Raw genomic sequence first — 15,991 nt, forward strand, 5'->3', positions numbered from 1 at the left:
TTTTTAAAAACCACTATAAAATTTGGCAATAACACTTATATAAAGATTTCTAAGTAATTCTGCTTTACAATATTAAAGTAAGTTGGTGATAATCCATGTATATTCTAAAAATCGCCTATGACGGAAGATACAGCTTTCAACAACAGCCACATAAACAAACAGTTTGTGATATATTATTAGATACATTAGAAAATACTGATTTTTTAGCTAAAAAGAAAATAATTTATAGTGGGGGAAGGACTGACAAAGGCGTCTCTGCATTGGGAAATTTTGTTGTTTTAGAATTAAAAAAAGAGCCAATATTATCATATATAAATGCAAAGTTGAAAAGTAAAGGCATTTGGGTTTTAGGTTATAGGGAGATTGATGAAATTCCTAAGGTGAAGTATAGGTATTATAGGTATATACTTCCAAACATCAACTATAACGTAGATGCAATAAAAGAAGGGGCTAAGAAGATGATTGGCACTCACTCATTCCATAATTTATCAAAAAGAGATAGAACAAAGGAAAAAAGCCCTATAAGAACAATCTATGACATAAAAATCTCTGAAAATGAGTTTTATTTAACTATAGACATTATTGGAGAGAGCTTTTTATGGAATATGGTCAGAAAGATAGTAGGAGCTTTAGATTTAATTGGTAGAGGAAAAAAACCAGTTGAATGGATTGACAAATTGTTAGATGAAAATTATAGAGAAGGAGTTCCTACATTTCCACCAGATGGATTAATTTTGGTTGAAGCAAAGGTTGATGTTGATTACATATATGACAAATATTCCATAAAAAAATTTAAGGAATATTGGGAAGAATTCTTTAAATTGTGTGTTATGAAATTAGGCATTGCTAAAACAGTTTTAGATTATACGCCATAACTGTGCCCCGGGGGAGCAAAGGGGATTCACAGCTTGCCGGCTAATGCTCATCCCCCGCGGTTTCCCGGGGCATTTTTATATTTGTAGTAAGATAACTATATCATTACCTCAAATTTAAACCTTTTGCTGATATAGCTATTAATAGGCTGATAGAATGAAAAAATATATCGTGAGTATTGGAGTCGATATATCAGATAACGATGTAAAAACAAATCCTAAGATTAATGAATTGGTTAATAAGGAGGTTAAGAAAAGATTGTCTAAATTAGGGACAAAAGCATGTATCTCAAACATAACTGGTGATGATATAGTTATAACATCCTTTGTTCCAGAGGATTTAGTTGAAGAGAGCAATAAAATAATTTTTGAAATTTTAAATAAATATGCTGAAGGATTTGATGATTTAAGTGGCATATCTAAAGAAAAAGAAAAAGCTGGAGAAGGTTTATCCTATGCAATAGCTGAAGCGGCATCAGAGTATGGGGATGCCATAATAGTAGCTTTTGATACCTATGGAGGAGAGGGTTTTGTTGATGAAATGGCGTTATTTGTAAAAGAAATTGGGGAGAAGTTTGGATACGATGTAGGATGCTCTGTTTCCGATGAAGCTGTTGAAATTCCTGGAGTTGGTTATACAGGAGCTGAGAGTGATGACCCAGTTGTTGTTATAACAGTTGAAGAGCTTGATGACATTAAAAAATTAGCTGGATTAATTTATGGAGGTTTATTAAGCTTTGATAAACTGTATTTTGTTGAAAATGGGGAAGAAATAAGTATAATTCCTCCAGGAGTTATATACACCATGACTGCATTTTTAAATGGGAATATTATAGATTTATATGAAGGGATTAAAAAAAGAGTTAAGTTTTAATGTGAGAGTATGGACTTGCAATATTTTATATTGGCTTTTACATCAATATTCTCAATTTTGAACCCATTCGGTGCTGTTCCTGTATTTATAGCATTAACAGAGTCCTATCCAAAAAAAGAGATGGATTTGGTCGCTAAAAAAATGGTAATTTATGCATTGGTAATATTATTGGCTTTTGCACTTTTTGGAGAATGGATATTAAAGTTTTTTGGTATATCATTAGATGCGTTTAAAATTGCTGGAGGAATTTTGTTATTGTTAATATCATTAGACATGGTTAGGGGTAAGCAAGAAGCAAAAATCCATAAAAAAGATGTTGAAGCCGCTTATGAAATTGATGAAATTGCATTAATGCCTTTAGCAACTCCACTATTGGCTGGCCCTGGTTCAATAACCGCTTGTATGGTGGCAATGGCGGAAGCTCCAACAATTGATGATAAATTTCTGGTTATACTGGCGATATTAGTGTCTTTGGGGATAACTTATTTAACCTTATTATCAGCTGAGAGTATCTTAGGTAAAATTGGAAAACTGGGGATTAGAATATTAACAAGAATGATGGGTTTTATACTTACTGCCATTGCTGTTCAGATGATAGTTAGTGGAATTAAAGGAGCTTTATTATAAAAAGAGGTGATTACTTTGAATATAAACTTAGATAAATATAAAAACTTAACAAGAAATTTAGCAAGGGAATTTATTAATTTAAATCCAATACAAAGAGGAGGAATTCTACCAAAAGAAGCTAAAAAGGCAGTTTATGAGTATTGGGATGGTTACAGTGTATGTGATTATTGCCATGGAAGGTTAGATGAAGTTACTAACCCACCAATAAAGGACTTTTTAGAAGATATTGCCAAGTTTTTAAATATGGATTACACAAGACCAACACATGGAGCAAGGGAAGGAAAGTTTATTGTCATGCACTCAATCTGTGATGAAGGGGATTATGTTGTCTTAGATAAAAATGCCCACTATACAAGTTATGTCTCTGCTGAAAGGGCTAAGCTAAATATAGCAGAGGTTGGCTATGAAGAAGAATATCCAACCTACAAAATAAACTTAGATGGCTATAAGGAGGTTATAGACAACTTAGAAGATAAGGGAAAAACCGTTGGTTTAATATTATTAACTCATGTAGATGGGGAGTATGGAAACTTAAATGATGCAAAAAAAGTTGGTAAAATAGCCAAAGAAAGAGGAATCCCATTCTTGTTGAATTGTGCATATACAGTTGGAAGGATGCCAGTTGATGGAAAGGAAGTTAAAGCTGACTTTATAGTTGCGTCTGGACATAAGAGTATGGCGGCATCGGCTCCATGCGGTATCTTAGCTTTTAATGAAGAATTTGCAGATAAAATAACAAAAACCTCACAAAGATTCCCAGTTAAAGAGGTTGAGATGCTTGGATGCACAAGTAGAGGGCTACCAATAGTTACCCTAATGGCGAGCTTTCCTCATGTTGTTGAGAGGGTTAAAAGATGGGATGAAGAACTCAAAAAAACAAGGTATGTTGTTGATGAGCTTGAAAAGATTGGTTTTAAACAATTAGGGATTAAGCCAAAAGAGCATGATTTAATTAAATTTGAAACACCAGTATTGGATGAGATTGCTAAGAAAGATAAGAGGAAGGGCTTTTTCTTCTACGATGAGTTGAAGAAGAGAGGTATTGGAGGAATTAGGGCAGGAGTTACTAAGGAGATCAAGATGAGCGTCTATGGCTTGGAATGGGAGCAGGTTGAATATGTTGTTGATGCAATAAAGGAGATTGTTGAGAAATATGGAGAATAATAAAAAATAAATTTTTATATCTTAAACTCTCCTCTCTCTATTTTCTTCTTTAACTCTTTAGCCAATTTTAAAGCTCTCTTTCTATCTGACTGCCTACATGTTATTGGAATGCCACATATAGAGCCAAGCTTTGTTTTAAACACTCCATAGGGGCAAATATTGCAGACACCGCAACCAAAACAATCCTCAGTTATTTTTATTTTTCCATTCTCTCTTTTTATGGAAAAAGTTGGGCAGTATTTTTCAGCTAAGCACTCTTTACAGTTTTTACACCTATCTAAATTAATTCTTGGTCTTAAATCAACATCTTCCCAGACCTCTGCATAATTTCCAACGTCTATAATTTCTCTACCAAATATATTAACCAAAGGCAGGGCTATATCTTTATCAAGCTTTTTTAATGCTTCTTTATGCTCATCAACTTTAATTGGAACTGCCACTGTATTGTAAATCTCTATTCCATTTGACGTTATAAATCCTCCCAAGTAATAAGCATCCATATCCTTCATATCCGCAGAAATCATTAAATTTGGCTTCTCTATTGATGACCTTGTTCCAAAACCTAATATAATAGATTCAGCTCCATTTAATAGAGCTTTTTTTCCAATAACATATTTTTCATCTTTAATAACCATATTTTCTAATGGGTTAAACATCCCACAGCCAGAGAATGATGCTTCTCCTTTCTTTAAAGGTAATCTATGAAATATGGTTTTAACCTCTCTATTGGATAAATTTGTTATTGCAGAGTAGTTTTTAAATGCCATTCTTGTTCCAATCATCTTAGCTGTTGGCAAATCATTTATAGTTATTTCATTTTTGTAAATTTTCCCTTCACTTACTGCTTTTGCCTCTATAACTTTCCCTTTAACTAAATCTTTAAATAAAAATCCTACTTCTCCATAAAATATTGCATCTACTTTGCCTAAAAATTCATTTGGGCAGATTCCAACAACTCCCTTAACATCATTTAAATAAATCTCCTCCGCCCTCTTAAAGATATCATTAAAAGGTATGTGAAAGATTCCAGCAGTTCCAGACATTATTCCGCAAGTTGCTGAGGTAACTATATCAACCTCATCTATTTTATCCTCTTCATTGTTCCTAATGTATTTTTTTAATTCGTCTATTGTTATTACCTTTAATTCCTTTTCCACAATGCCACCTTTTTATCTCCTAACTCTTTTACACATCTCTAACAGCCTTTCTATCCTCTCTTCAGTTGGAGGGTGTGTTGAAAACAACTTCATAATAAAATCTCCTTTAAATGGATTTACTATAAACATGTGTGCTGTTGCAGGATTTCCTTTTTCTAATGGATACATCTCAACTCCCTTCTCCAACTTAGCCAATGCATTAGCCAACCACAATGGGTGGGTTAGCTTAGCCCCTTCTTCATCAGCATAAAACTCTCTCTGCCTTGAAATTGCAAATTGTATTAACGTAGCGGCAATTGGGGCCAATATCAGCAACAAAATTGTTCCAATCAACTCCAAAGGATTGCTATCCTCATCTCTTGCAACAAAGAAAATTCCTCCCCAATACAGCATCCATTCGGCAATATATATTATAGCTCCAGCCAATGTTGCCACTATGGTGCTTATTAAAATATCCCTATGCTTTATATGTGCTATTTCATGCCCAATAACCCCTTCTAACTCTTCTGGAGATAACAGCTTTAATATTCCCTCAGTTACAGCTACAACAGCGTTTTTAGGATTTCTTCCGGTAGCAAAGGCATTTGGTGTCATTGTAGGAACTATAGCCACTTTTGGTTTTGGCAATCCTGCTTTTCTTGCAACTCTCTCAACAATTTGATGGAGCCATGGCATTTCATGCTCATCTAAAATTCTTGCGTTGTAACTCATCAAAACAAATTTATCACTAAAGTAATAGGCTATGATATTTGGAATTAAAGCTAATATTATAGCCATCAATGGATGAATATGCAGTAAAATACATATTACATAAATCAGCCCTACCAAAAGTGCCATTAGTATATAAGTTTTTATTTGGTTCATCATGACCATTCCCTCTTTAATTATATCTCATAATCAAAATAAATGTAAATATAGGAAGTTTAAATAAATTATGCTCCTATAAATCCATTTATTTTTCCCATTTTTTTATCAATCTTTTTAATTCTTCTCTAAATTGCTTATCTTCAAATATCTTTTTTAGTATCCTCTCCCTATCTTTTTGATTCGGAACTGTTTCTTTCAAAAACTCCCTCATACATGCCATAATATCAATATCACTTGATTTCAAATAGTTTTCAACAAAAATTCTTATATGCTTAGCCATTAAAGGACTTTTTCCTTTTGTATATATACTAAATATTACCTCATCAACTTCTGTATATGCAGGAATTATAAAATTAACTCCCTCCACCTTTGTTGAAGAATTCACAAATTTATTCAACTCTTTAGCTAATTTGACTATCCTTTTATTAACCTCATCATTTATGGCTGTTATTATAAAATCATAATTTTCTATTATATTTTTTAACTCTTCATCACTCAGCTTATTTACATCAATTTCAATTAGATTTAAGTTTTTATTGCTCTCTTTTAATTTCTTTATTTCTTCGTCAAACTCTTTAGAATAGATATCAACAGCCCCCCCACTCTTCAATATTTTTTTAGCCCTCCTTTTTCCTACATTTCCACAACCAAATATAGCTATTTTTTTCCCTTCAAAAGATAATAAAACTGGAAGCAAACTAATCCCTCCTATTAAAAACTTAGTTAAAGAAAATAAAAATCTATTTTCTTAGTATTTTCTTAGATAGATATAAACATTATATTCCTTCCCATTTTCCCCTACAGCGATAGTTTTTTCTCTAATGTAATAAACATCTAAATCCTCATACTCATCAAATACTTCCAACTCTTTATCTGTAATCCCCAATAATATAATGCCGTCAATATAACTCCCTTCTTTTTTCTTAGCTCCATAGTAGCCAATAGTTTTATCAAAAAACTTTTCGTAATTATAAACCCTTCCTTTAATCATATTTGGAATTCTATTTATTAACTCCAACAACCTCTCTTTTTTCATCAACTCTCCGTAGGCAAATACATTATATTTCTTCATATTTTTTAATCCCTCCTCTAACCTTAACAGCCAAACCATAATTAAATTCTCTCAACTCAATACCATTTAAAATTGTTGTCCCATAAGCTAAAAGCTCATCATCCTCATTAACGACTAAAACCTCTTCATAAGGTCTTAACTCCCCATCACAATCAACAACAAATTTAGCAAAAACATTTCTTCCCTCTCTCGCAAATGCTTCAGCTTCTTTATTAACAACAACCCTATATTTTGGGAAAGGAATCTTTTCCCACAATAACTTAGCTCCTTTTTCAGAAGGTATTAACATGTTATCGTTACTTCTAACTGAAAACAAAATATTTCCATTTTCATCTAAAACTTGCCTTAATCTACCTGTAGTTTTACTTCTAACAACCTTTATCTTATCCATTAGCTCATCATCTATTATATCAAAGCCATATTGGTACTGCAACATCTTTCTAATCCTTAAAGCATCAGCATCAATTTTTTTATTTGCAGAGAAGTAATTTATGTAGTAATTGTATGTCATTATATCCAATATGTTATCTTCTCCAATTTTTTTCTTTAACCAATTAACAAATTCATCGATAAACTCGTTGTTCATCTCTTTTTCATGGTCAAAGAGTTCTGGAACTTCATGCTGAGATAACGGGTAGACAGTGTCTATATAGTATGGGATAAATCCAAAAACAGGGTCTTTAATTAAAATATCAACGTCTGTTTCTACCACATTTAAATTCTCATGATATGGTTTTTCTATAGAGCTTGAGACAGTTGTAATATAAACCTTTTCATATTTTATTCTCTTTAATCTCTTCTTATGCCTCAAAACCTCTGGTCTAAACATTGATTCAACTCCACTATAAAAGAAGGCAGATTTTTTTGTTACAGGGTCGAATTTTTCGATATAATCCATATATTTCCTTAAAACTCTGTAACCCTCTAAAAGCTTAGGATGGCATCTACACCTCTCCTCAACCAACTCCCATAAACTTCCATCTCTTATTGCCTGCTTTATCCTATTTATCTCTTCAAAAGTTACATATAAATTGTGTTCTGCCAATAACCTTTCTCTATCTTTTTTATTTAAACTTGCCAATTCTTTTGGAGTGTATTCTGAACAAACAGGGCATGAACATGGAAATGCCTTTAAATCTTTGAGCTCATCTAAATGCAAAGTTCCTCTTTCAGTTAAATACCTATCATCTTTAGCATACAATGCATAAGCCGCAGAGTCAAATAAATCACAGCCTAAAGCAACAGCTAAGGCAAATAGCATTGGATGACCACAGCCAAATAAATGCACAGGCTTGTTTGTTGGTAGATACATCTTTGAGTTTATTATAATCTCAGCAACATCCTTGTATCTATATTGCTCCATCAATGGAACAACCGCCCCAATTGGATAGATATCAAAGCCCAACTTAGCCATCTCTTTAGCAGACTTCTGCCTCAAATCCAAATAAGTTGATCCCTGAATAGTTCCATTTAACAATAATTTAAATCCTCTCTCCTTTTTTAATTCTATTGATGCCTTAGCCCTCCTTAAAGTTTCTTCCAAATCTTTCTCAGCCTTCTCTCTATCAACATCTGGTGGTGTTGGGATATCTAAGATGGTTCCAACGTCAACCCCAATTCTTTCCTGAAATTCTATAATTTCTAATGGCTTAACGTCAATATCTCCATAAACTCCCAACTGAAAAGAACCGCTATCTGTGACGATTACCTTATCAAATCCAATTAATTTGTGGATTCCCTTTTCTTCAGCAATTTCCCTCAAATGCTTTGTTTTGTAGGTTATGTAGGAGTTTGTAATAATAACATCAGCCAACTTATTTATTAAATCCATTGAAACAATTTGCTTTTTTTGATTTGGATGTATAACAGGCATTATTGTTGGTGTTTCAATTTTCTTTCCGTTTATATTTAAAATTCCTATCCTTCCCATGGCATCTCTATGCTTTATCTCAAAGGTCATCATGTTTATCCTCCCAATGAATGTTTTAATTTTTATTAAAATTAAAAACTAAAAAAGCTTTAAAATCTAATATTATAGCTAAAGTCAAAATTTATTATTCATCCATTCTTTGTGTTCTTCTGACTGTGAAGGCAAATAAAGCTGGCAAAATAGCTCCTCCCAATATTGCCTCTGTTAAAGCTACATCTGGAGCTAATAACGCATAGTATAGATAAGCTATGCACAAACCTGAAAAGCCAGATAATATAACACACTTAATTAAATCTTTTTGTAATAGGGCTGCTAAACTTGATAACAGTGTCATTATTATAACTATGTAGTGTATAACCTCCATTATACTCACCTTAAAACATTCATTATAAAATAGATTATTACAAGCAAATATAAAAAACTATGTAAGGGATAGTATGGACTATTATGTTACTTTATCTCCGGGACTTGAAAACATATCAAAAAATGAGATTGAATTTTTTGGAGGAAAAATTAAAGAAATTAGAGAAAATAAGGGAAGGATATTTTTTAGTGGGGATTTAGAGCTAATTCCTAAGATTAACTATCTATCGAGGACTATAGAGCGAATGAATATTTTATTACATAAAGAGGAGATTCCAAATATATCATTAGAGGATATTTACGAGAGAGTTTATAGTATTGACTGGACAGAGTGGATAAATGAAAATCAATCATTTGCCATTAGACCGTTAAGGGCTGGAGAGCATAACTTTACATCAATAGACATTGGGAGGGTTGCTGGGGAGGCGGTAATAAAGTCGTATCAAAAAGACAAAAATGTTAGGCTTAAAGTTAATTTAGATGAGCCTGATGTAATTGTTAGAGTTGAGGTTATATTTGACGAATTAATTGTTGGAATAGATACAACTGGAGATGTTGCTTTAGATAAAAGAGGATATAGAGTTTTTAACCACCCAGCCCATATAAATGCCACTATCGCATCCTCTTTAATTTATTTAAGCGATTGGAAGGATGATGAGCTCTTTTTAGACCCCATGTGTGGAAGTGGGACTATTCCAATAGAAGGAGCTTTAATTAAGAGAAATGTTCCACCAGGAAAGTTTAGAGAGAAGAAGTGTGGTTTTAAATTTGTTGATATTTTTGGTTATGAGCTCTTAAATAAAATAAAAGAAGATATTGTTGAAAATAAAAATAAATACAACATAATTGGATTGGATAGAAATCAAAAATATTTGGATGGAGCTGAAGAGAATGCCAAAAATGCTGAGGTTTTAGACACAATAAAATTTATTCATGGAGATGCTACAAAATTGCATGAGGTATTTGATAGCGTTGATGTTATTGTGGTAAATCCCCCTTATGGCATAAGGATGGGGAGCAAAAGGGCTGTAAAAAAACTATATAATGAATTCTTATCTTCAGCAAAAAAGATTATGCACGGCTCTTCTCGTCTAATAGCCATAACTGCTGAAGATAAAATGTTTAAAGAGGCTATAATAAAAAATAATCTTGAAATTAAAGATGAATTTAACGTTATGTTTGGGGGTTTAATGACAAAAGTGTTTTATCTAACCTTATGACCATAGGGCTCCGCCCTATTGGTATACCCGGGATACATTAAGGAGGGGCTAAAGCCCCTCATAATGTCTCTCTTGTAGTTAAAAACTTTTAAAGTTCAATAACATATTTTATAAAAATATTGAGGGAAATGATGATTGAAGAAATAAAAACTTTTATCTACAAATATTATATTGAACCAGCTGAAAAAGGAACTGGATATAATTTAATTCAGGAAATAACCTATGGAATTATATTGGCCTTAGCTTTATATTTATTTTATAAGGCTTTAAGAAAGCTAAACATAAATATTGATGAAAAGTTTGCGATTCCAGGTATTGTTTTTACGGTTTTAATTGCTTTAATGAGGGCTTTGGTTGATTGTGGCCATATAGAAAGAAGTTTTTTAACAATAACTCCAGGAATTGTATTTTTAGTTGGTGGATTTTTTATAATAACTATTTTAATTACTGGAATAATTTTTAAAAAGGATTATTATAAAGTATCTGCAGTTATTGGACTGACTCCACTGCTTTATTTTTTATACATATTTTTAAAGCACTTAGTTTATTTAGAAGCGGCCATATACGTTGGTATTTTAGTTGGGATATTTTATTGTTTAGCTAAATTTTTAGATAAAAAATTAAAATTAAATATTCTACAGTCAAAGATTGATAGTTATGTTTTAATTGGGCAATTAATAGATGCCTCTGCAACAACTGTTGGAATAGGCATCTACAGCTACTGGGAGCAACATCCAATCCCAAGATTTTTAATGGAGACTTTTGGAGTTTATTCATTCATACCTTTTAAGCTCTTAGTGGTTTTATTAGTTCTCTATATTTTAAATAGGGAGATTGAAGATGAAAATATAAAAAATATTATAAAGCTCTGCATAATGGCTCTTGGATTAGCTCCAGGACTTAGGAATTTATTCAGGACGATAATGGGTGTTTAAATATGACTATTTAATTTTATTTAATTAATTTTGGTGAAGCTTTTTCTAAAAGGTCAGCAGAGATATTCCTTTGATACTAAATAATGGCAATTGCTAAAGTAGTTAAATAAATTTGTAAATTTACACCTCCGAGCGTAGCGAGGAGGTGTTAGGTTTTGATGAGCCTTTTAATAAAAGGTTCATTTAGAACAATAATGGAGGTTTAAAATTAAGGTTATTCGATTCTAATCATTAATTGGGTGTTTAAATGGAATTTATCTTATTTCTCCCTTTACTTATAATTGTTGGATTTGTTATTGGAATATTAGGAAGTTTATTAGGCGTTGGAGGGGGTTTTTTAGTAGCTCCAATTTTAACGTTTATTTTTGATTATTTTGGAATTCCTAACGGTGTGAAATTTGCAGTTGGCACCTCTTTATTGGTTGTGTTTATAAATTCAATAATATCTATTTTTAGACATGCAAAAATCAAAAACATAGATTGGAAGGCATCAATAATAATTGGGATTATTAGCTTAATATTTTCCTATATCAGCGGATTTTTGGTAGTGAATTTTATTGACTCAGATGTTTTAAAAAAGATATTTGGAACATTTTTAATATTAAACGCAATTTATTTGGGAAAATCTCATCATATAGATGAAATTCATGAAACAGAAGATAACTTACCTAAATTTATTATTTGTGGGGTTATCACAGGATTTTTATCTGGATTGTTTGGTATTGGAGGAGGAATAGTTGTTATTCCAATATTAACATTGTTTAAATATCCTGTTAAAAGAATTATTGCAATCTCAATTGGTGTTGTTCCCTTAACGTCAATTGGCGGACTTATATCATATTTAACAGCTAATACTGAGGGTTATATTTACAATATAGGTTATGTCTCAATCCCAATAGCTTTAATTATATCAATTCCTATAATTTACTCTTCAAAAATTGGGGTAATGTTAAATCAAAAAATTTCTCCAAAGTATATAAGGATAATGCTAAGTGCCATATTGGGAGTTATAGGATTGTTTATGCTCCTCTAACTTCTTTAATGCTCTTTTCAATAAACTCTAAAACTTTATCAAATCCTTCCATTGTCTTTAAGCTTAATAGAATGACTTCTGCGTTTGGATTTATTTTTTTAGCATCGTTCTCCATCTTTTTAACATCAGCTCCAACAGCCTCTGCCAAATCAACCTTATTTATTATTATTAAATCCGCTGTTTTCATAATTCCAGGATGTTTTTCTATTGTATCGTCACCTTCAGTCGTTGATACTACAACAATCCTTTTATGAGTTCCTAAATCAAAATCTGCAGGGCAGATTAAATTTCCAACATTTTCTACAAACAATAAGTCAATTTCATCTAAGTTTAAATCTTCTAAGGCATGCTCTACTAAATGAGCGTCTAAATGGCACTCCTTACCTGTGTTTAATGGAACTACCTTAGCCCCATGCTTCTCCATTCTTTCAGCATCAAATTTGGCTATAACATCCCCAGCAATACAGCCAATTTTATACTTATCTTTCAAATTATCAATTAACTTTTCAATTAATAACGTTTTACCGCTACCAATAGCCCCCATAAAATCAAATGCAACAACGTTGTGTTTATTTAATAATTTTCTATTCTTATCAGCCAATCTTTTATTAGCCTTCAATATATCTTTTGCAATATCTAAAACTCCTACAATATGCATATTATCACCAACTTATTCCTCCTCATTATTTTCCAATTCCTCATAATTTGGATTCATCTTCTCATATAATTCATCAACATCACTTTTCTTTTTCCAAAGTTCAAATCTTGACCTTTTAATCTTCTGCCTCTCCCTCTCTAAAAACTTAAATGTTCTTGCATGCGAAGCTCCTCTTAAAAGCATTTCAACAGCTTCTTTAGCTACTTGAACTGGTTCATGTTCTCCAACTATTGCAACAGTATTTCCATAAACAGACACATTCGCTCCTGTCAATTCCTCTATGTATCTCCTTGACTTTCCTTCCTTACCAATTACTCTTCCTTTTAACCTCTTTACAGCATTTTCTGAGTTTGCATAATCCTCAATATCTATAACTTCCAAAACATATTCATCACTAACCAATCTTAAAGCTATTTCTGGGTTAAATCCTCTTCCAATAGCCCTAACTATATCCTTTGCCTTCCAAACAGCTAATGGGTCTTTTTGTTTTTCAGTTCCGTAAATAGTTACAGTTCCATCTTCATCAATTTCCAACTTAACGCCTAATTCTTTTTCAATAGCTTTTTTGACACTTCCTTTTTTTCCTATTAAAACACCAACTCTCTCCCTTGGAATTTTTAAAATCTCTATACTTTTATCTTGTCCAACATTTCCAAAAACCATAATTACCACCGTAAAAAGAAAAAATAAATTATAGTTGCTTAATCATTGCCTCATCAATCGGATTTATATCCTTTCCAGTTATATATCTATATAAATCTTTGTAATTGCAATTAATTCTCTTCCTTCTAAAGAAATTCGCTATATTTATACAATCTCTAATCAATAATGGCTGAGCTAATGGATGCTGAGTTACAACACTTTGGGAAAAATCTATAAACACAGGCTCATCATCCTTAACCAATATATTGTATTCGCTCAAATCTCCATGAACTAACTCCCCCTCTTCATAAAGCTTTTTCATACTCTCTTTTATAATTTTAAAACATCTCTCCCAATCTAAATCCTGCACATCTTTAAGTTTTGGAGCTGGAATTCCCCTATATCCAACAAAATCCATAACTAAAACATTCTCCCTCCTTAATCTTGCCTTTGGTGCGTTTATAATTTCAGAAGCTCTTTTAAGGTTTCTGAATTCTTTTTCTACCCATGCGTGGATAATCTGCCTCCTACTACTCTTTCTTAAATGAAATCTCGGGTCTCCTTGGATGTATTTGCTCATCGTCTTAAAATCACATGTAGCTACTCTATAAACTTTAACTGCTCTGTAAAACTTTCCTTTCCTTGCTTTAAAGACCACCGCCTCCTTCCCAGAGCTAACAACTCCTATATATTCTGTCAAATGTTTTCCAGCCAATAAACTAAATAAAGTCATTAAGGTTCTTTTATCAAAAACTTCGTTAGCTGTTTTTAAATCTTCTAAAAATTTTCTCTCTTTCTCTAAAATTTCTTTTTGATATTCTCTATCCAATTGAAATTCTTCCTTCTCAGATAATAATTTATTTAATTCGTAAAGCTCATCTTCAATGTTTTTAGCTATAGACATCACCTTTTTCTAAAAGTTTACATTCCATAGATCTCCGCCCTATTAATATACCAAATTTTATTTTAGTTTATAATAACTCATCCAGATAACCCTTTCTCTTAAGCCATTCTACCTGTGTTTTTGTATATCTCCATATGATATCACATTTTTGATCTCCTTGAACTTCCCATGGTTTTACTATAACTATGTCTCCTTCTCTAACCCAAATTCTATTCTTTAATCTACCAGGGATTCTTCCCAATCTTGTTTTTCCATCTAAACATCTAACTCTAACCCTACTTGCCCCTAACATTTGTTCTATAATCCCTAAAATCTCGTTCTCTTCTTTTTTCGGAAGTCTTACTCTAATTTGCTGTTCTTGTTGCTGTTCAGCCATGCTATCACCTTTTTTAATTAAATTTTATTTTTGTGTTTTTCATAGTTATAAAATCTTGGATTTGGTGTTTTGATAAACATTAGTTTCTAACGCTTATTTGTACTATTTTATATACTCCACAGTATATATATCTGTTGTATGATTTTTATGCATTATTTGGCCAAAGGTGGATAAAGATGATAAGTAGAGAAGAAGCAATTAACTTCCTCAATTCAACATCTTCTAAAGAGATATTAGATAAGTTAGCTCAAATTAACAATACATTTAAGAGGGAATACATAACCTACTCAAAAAACGTCTTTATTCCATTATCAAAGTGGTGTAGAAATAGATGCGGATATTGCATTTTTAGAGAAGATAAGCCAATTTTAATGAAACCAAATGACGTTAAAGAAATTTTATTAAAAGGGGATAAGTTAGGTTGTAGAGAGGCTTTATTTACATTCGGAGAGAATGTAGATGAAAATAAAGAGATTAAAGAGCAGTTAAAATCTATGGGTTATGAAAGCATTTTAGAATATCTCTACGATTTAGAGGAGTGGACATTAAATAACACTTCCTTATTGCCCCATACTAACTGTGGAATATTAAGCTATGATGAGTTAAAGATGCTTAGAGAGGTTAATGCATCCATGGGTTTGATGTTAGAAAACGCCTCTGAAAGGTTAATGGATACAATAGCCCATAAACACAGCCCTGGAAAACATCCAAAGTTAAGGATAGAGATGATTGAAAATGCTGGAAAGTTGAAGATACCATTCACAACAGGTTTGTTGATTGGAATTGGCGAAACAAATGAAGAGATTGTCGATTCTTTATTCAAAATAAAGGAGATTCACGAAAAGTACGGGCATATACAGGAGGTTATAATTCAAAACTTTAGGGCTAAGAAAGGAATTCCAATGGAAAAATATAAGGAGCCATCGCCAATAAAGATGTTAAAAGTTATTATTTTAGCAAAGCTAATTTTGAGCGATATTTCAATCCAAATTCCTCCAAATTTAAATAGGGAAACTGGACAGTTGTTTTTATTAGCTGGAGTTGATGATTGGGGAGGAGTTTCTCCATTAACAAAAGATTATGTAAATCCAGAGGCAGAGTGGCCAGAAGTTAAAGAGTTAAGAGAATGGACTGAAGAGTTGGGGTTGAAATTAAAGATGAGATTACCCGTCTACGATAAATACATAAGTAGAGAGTGGCTGAGTGAGAAAGTTTACAGCAAAATTGTTGAGATAGGATGGTTGAAAGAATAAACTTTGGGATATTTATATCTTATTAAATATTTTAATATCCCTTA

18 protein-coding genes are annotated in these 15,991 nt (G+C 32.1%); 8 read left to right on the plus strand and 10 right to left on the minus strand.

Features of this window, described 5'->3' with window-relative positions; all coding sequences use genetic code 11:
- Nucleotides 1-95: 95 nt before the first annotated feature.
- The 4 genes from truA to pscS all read left to right on the plus strand — a co-directional run bounded on the left by truA (nt 96) and on the right by pscS (nt 3,537).
- On the plus strand, nt 96-875 hold the full coding sequence (truA, locus tag MEFER_RS04935) for a tRNA pseudouridine(38-40) synthase TruA (protein ID WP_015791527.1): 780 nt from the start codon (nt 96-98) through the stop codon (nt 873-875).
- A gap of 154 nt (nt 876-1,029) precedes the next feature.
- Nucleotides 1,030-1,746, plus strand: coding sequence for a hypothetical protein (locus tag MEFER_RS04940; RefSeq protein WP_015791528.1), 717 nt, complete (start codon nt 1,030-1,032; stop codon nt 1,744-1,746).
- A 9-nt stretch (nt 1,747-1,755) separates the two neighbouring features.
- Nucleotides 1,756-2,373 (plus strand): NAAT family transporter, encoded by a 618-nt coding sequence (locus MEFER_RS04945; RefSeq protein WP_015791529.1) that lies wholly within the window; start codon nt 1,756-1,758, stop codon nt 2,371-2,373.
- A gap of 15 nt (nt 2,374-2,388) precedes the next feature.
- Entirely contained in the window at nt 2,389-3,537 is a 1,149-nt protein-coding gene (gene pscS, locus MEFER_RS04950; protein ID WP_015791530.1) for an O-phospho-L-seryl-tRNA:Cys-tRNA synthase, read from the plus strand.
- 14 nt (nt 3,538-3,551) lie between these two features.
- Here pscS and MEFER_RS04955 read toward each other — a convergent pair whose 3' ends face one another.
- The 6 genes from MEFER_RS04955 to MEFER_RS04980 form a co-directional block, all read right to left on the minus strand.
- Nucleotides 3,552-4,694 carry a methanogenesis marker 16 metalloprotein gene (locus MEFER_RS04955; protein WP_015791531.1) on the minus strand — a complete coding sequence of 381 codons (1,143 nt, stop codon included), beginning with the start codon at nt 4,692-4,694 and terminating at the stop codon, nt 3,552-3,554.
- A 12-nt stretch (nt 4,695-4,706) separates the two neighbouring features.
- Nucleotides 4,707-5,561: a zinc metalloprotease HtpX gene (locus MEFER_RS04960; RefSeq protein ID WP_015791532.1), complete on the minus strand. Its 855-nt coding sequence runs from the start codon at nt 5,559-5,561 to the stop codon at nt 4,707-4,709.
- Between the two features lie 85 nt (nt 5,562-5,646).
- Entirely contained in the window at nt 5,647-6,258 is a 612-nt protein-coding gene (locus MEFER_RS04965; protein WP_015791533.1) for a precorrin-2 dehydrogenase/sirohydrochlorin ferrochelatase family protein, read from the minus strand.
- Between the two features lie 51 nt (nt 6,259-6,309).
- On the minus strand, nt 6,310-6,633 hold the full coding sequence (locus MEFER_RS04970; protein WP_015791534.1) for a gamma-glutamylcyclotransferase family protein: 324 nt from the start codon (nt 6,631-6,633) through the stop codon (nt 6,310-6,312).
- Nucleotides 6,620-8,596, minus strand: a complete 1,977-nt coding sequence (gene tgtA / locus MEFER_RS04975; protein WP_015791535.1) for a tRNA guanosine(15) transglycosylase TgtA — start codon at nt 8,594-8,596, stop codon at nt 6,620-6,622. Before tgtA ends, MEFER_RS04970 begins: the two co-directional genes overlap by 14 nt.
- A gap of 91 nt (nt 8,597-8,687) precedes the next feature.
- Entirely contained in the window at nt 8,688-8,927 is a 240-nt protein-coding gene (locus tag MEFER_RS04980) for a DUF4040 domain-containing protein (protein ID WP_015791536.1), read from the minus strand.
- A gap of 73 nt (nt 8,928-9,000) precedes the next feature.
- On the opposite strand from MEFER_RS04980, the gene trm14 reads away from it, so the two are divergent.
- The 3 genes from trm14 (at nt 9,001) to MEFER_RS04995 (ending at nt 12,114) form a co-directional block, all read left to right on the plus strand.
- Nucleotides 9,001-10,146: a tRNA (guanine(6)-N2)-methyltransferase gene (gene trm14, locus MEFER_RS04985; RefSeq protein ID WP_015791537.1), complete on the plus strand. Its 1,146-nt coding sequence runs from the start codon at nt 9,001-9,003 to the stop codon at nt 10,144-10,146.
- Nucleotides 10,147-10,277: 131 nt separating this feature from the next.
- Nucleotides 10,278-11,081, plus strand: a complete 804-nt coding sequence (locus tag MEFER_RS04990; protein WP_015791538.1) for a DUF63 family protein — start codon at nt 10,278-10,280, stop codon at nt 11,079-11,081.
- 247 nt (nt 11,082-11,328) lie between these two features.
- Nucleotides 11,329-12,114 (plus strand): sulfite exporter TauE/SafE family protein, encoded by a 786-nt coding sequence (locus MEFER_RS04995; protein ID WP_015791539.1) that lies wholly within the window; start codon nt 11,329-11,331, stop codon nt 12,112-12,114.
- Here MEFER_RS04995 and hypB read toward each other — a convergent pair.
- From hypB to eif1A, 4 genes are all read right to left on the minus strand, one after another.
- A complete protein-coding gene (hypB, locus tag MEFER_RS05000; RefSeq protein WP_015791540.1) occupies nt 12,101-12,772 on the minus strand; it encodes a hydrogenase nickel incorporation protein HypB in 672 nt (223 codons plus the stop codon). The two genes, MEFER_RS04995 and hypB, sit on opposite strands and share 14 nt — an antisense overlap.
- A 12-nt stretch (nt 12,773-12,784) precedes the next feature.
- Nucleotides 12,785-13,435, minus strand: a complete 651-nt coding sequence (locus tag MEFER_RS05005) for a KH domain-containing protein (protein ID WP_015791541.1) — start codon at nt 13,433-13,435, stop codon at nt 12,785-12,787.
- 28 nt (nt 13,436-13,463) lie between these two features.
- On the minus strand, nt 13,464-14,318 hold the full coding sequence (locus MEFER_RS05010) for a serine protein kinase RIO (RefSeq protein WP_015791542.1): 855 nt from the start codon (nt 14,316-14,318) through the stop codon (nt 13,464-13,466).
- A gap of 67 nt (nt 14,319-14,385) precedes the next feature.
- Nucleotides 14,386-14,694 (minus strand): translation initiation factor eIF-1A, encoded by a 309-nt coding sequence (gene eif1A / locus MEFER_RS05015; protein ID WP_015791543.1) that lies wholly within the window; start codon nt 14,692-14,694, stop codon nt 14,386-14,388.
- Between the two features lie 176 nt (nt 14,695-14,870).
- On the opposite strand from eif1A, the gene cofG reads away from it, so the two are divergent.
- Nucleotides 14,871-15,947, plus strand: coding sequence for a 7,8-didemethyl-8-hydroxy-5-deazariboflavin synthase subunit CofG (gene cofG / locus MEFER_RS05020; protein WP_015791544.1), 1,077 nt, complete (start codon nt 14,871-14,873; stop codon nt 15,945-15,947).
- Nucleotides 15,948-15,991 lie beyond the last annotated feature (44 nt).

The organism is Methanocaldococcus fervens AG86, assembly GCF_000023985.1.
Lineage (GTDB): Archaea > AGJL01 > Methanococci > Methanococcales > Methanocaldococcaceae > Methanocaldococcus > Methanocaldococcus fervens.

What these genes read in the sequence shown, in the direction of transcription:
- truA (WP_015791527.1), top strand. Translation starts at nt 96, where the DNA reads ATGTATATTCTAAAAATCGCCTATGACGGAAGATACAGCTTTCAACAA.
- MEFER_RS04940 (WP_015791528.1), top strand. Translation starts at nt 1,030, where the DNA reads ATGAAAAAATATATCGTGAGTATTGGAGTCGATATATCAGATAACGAT.
- MEFER_RS04945 (WP_015791529.1), top strand. Translation starts at nt 1,756, where the DNA reads ATGGACTTGCAATATTTTATATTGGCTTTTACATCAATATTCTCAATT.
- MEFER_RS04960 (WP_015791532.1), bottom strand. Translation starts at nt 5,561, where the DNA reads ATGATGAACCAAATAAAAACTTATATACTAATGGCACTTTTGGTAGGG.
- MEFER_RS04970 (WP_015791534.1), bottom strand. Translation starts at nt 6,633, where the DNA reads ATGAAGAAATATAATGTATTTGCCTACGGAGAGTTGATGAAAAAAGAG.
- tgtA (WP_015791535.1), bottom strand. Translation starts at nt 8,596, where the DNA reads ATGATGACCTTTGAGATAAAGCATAGAGATGCCATGGGAAGGATAGGA.
- MEFER_RS04980 (WP_015791536.1), bottom strand. Translation starts at nt 8,927, where the DNA reads ATGGAGGTTATACACTACATAGTTATAATAATGACACTGTTATCAAGT.
- trm14 (WP_015791537.1), top strand. Translation starts at nt 9,001, where the DNA reads ATGGACTATTATGTTACTTTATCTCCGGGACTTGAAAACATATCAAAA.
- MEFER_RS04990 (WP_015791538.1), top strand. Translation starts at nt 10,278, where the DNA reads ATGATTGAAGAAATAAAAACTTTTATCTACAAATATTATATTGAACCA.
- MEFER_RS04995 (WP_015791539.1), top strand. Translation starts at nt 11,329, where the DNA reads ATGGAATTTATCTTATTTCTCCCTTTACTTATAATTGTTGGATTTGTT.
- hypB (WP_015791540.1), bottom strand. Translation starts at nt 12,772, where the DNA reads ATGCATATTGTAGGAGTTTTAGATATTGCAAAAGATATATTGAAGGCT.
- MEFER_RS05005 (WP_015791541.1), bottom strand. Translation starts at nt 13,435, where the DNA reads ATGGTTTTTGGAAATGTTGGACAAGATAAAAGTATAGAGATTTTAAAA.
- MEFER_RS05010 (WP_015791542.1), bottom strand. Translation starts at nt 14,318, where the DNA reads ATGTCTATAGCTAAAAACATTGAAGATGAGCTTTACGAATTAAATAAA.
- eif1A (WP_015791543.1), bottom strand. Translation starts at nt 14,694, where the DNA reads ATGGCTGAACAGCAACAAGAACAGCAAATTAGAGTAAGACTTCCGAAA.
- cofG (WP_015791544.1), top strand. Translation starts at nt 14,871, where the DNA reads ATGATAAGTAGAGAAGAAGCAATTAACTTCCTCAATTCAACATCTTCT.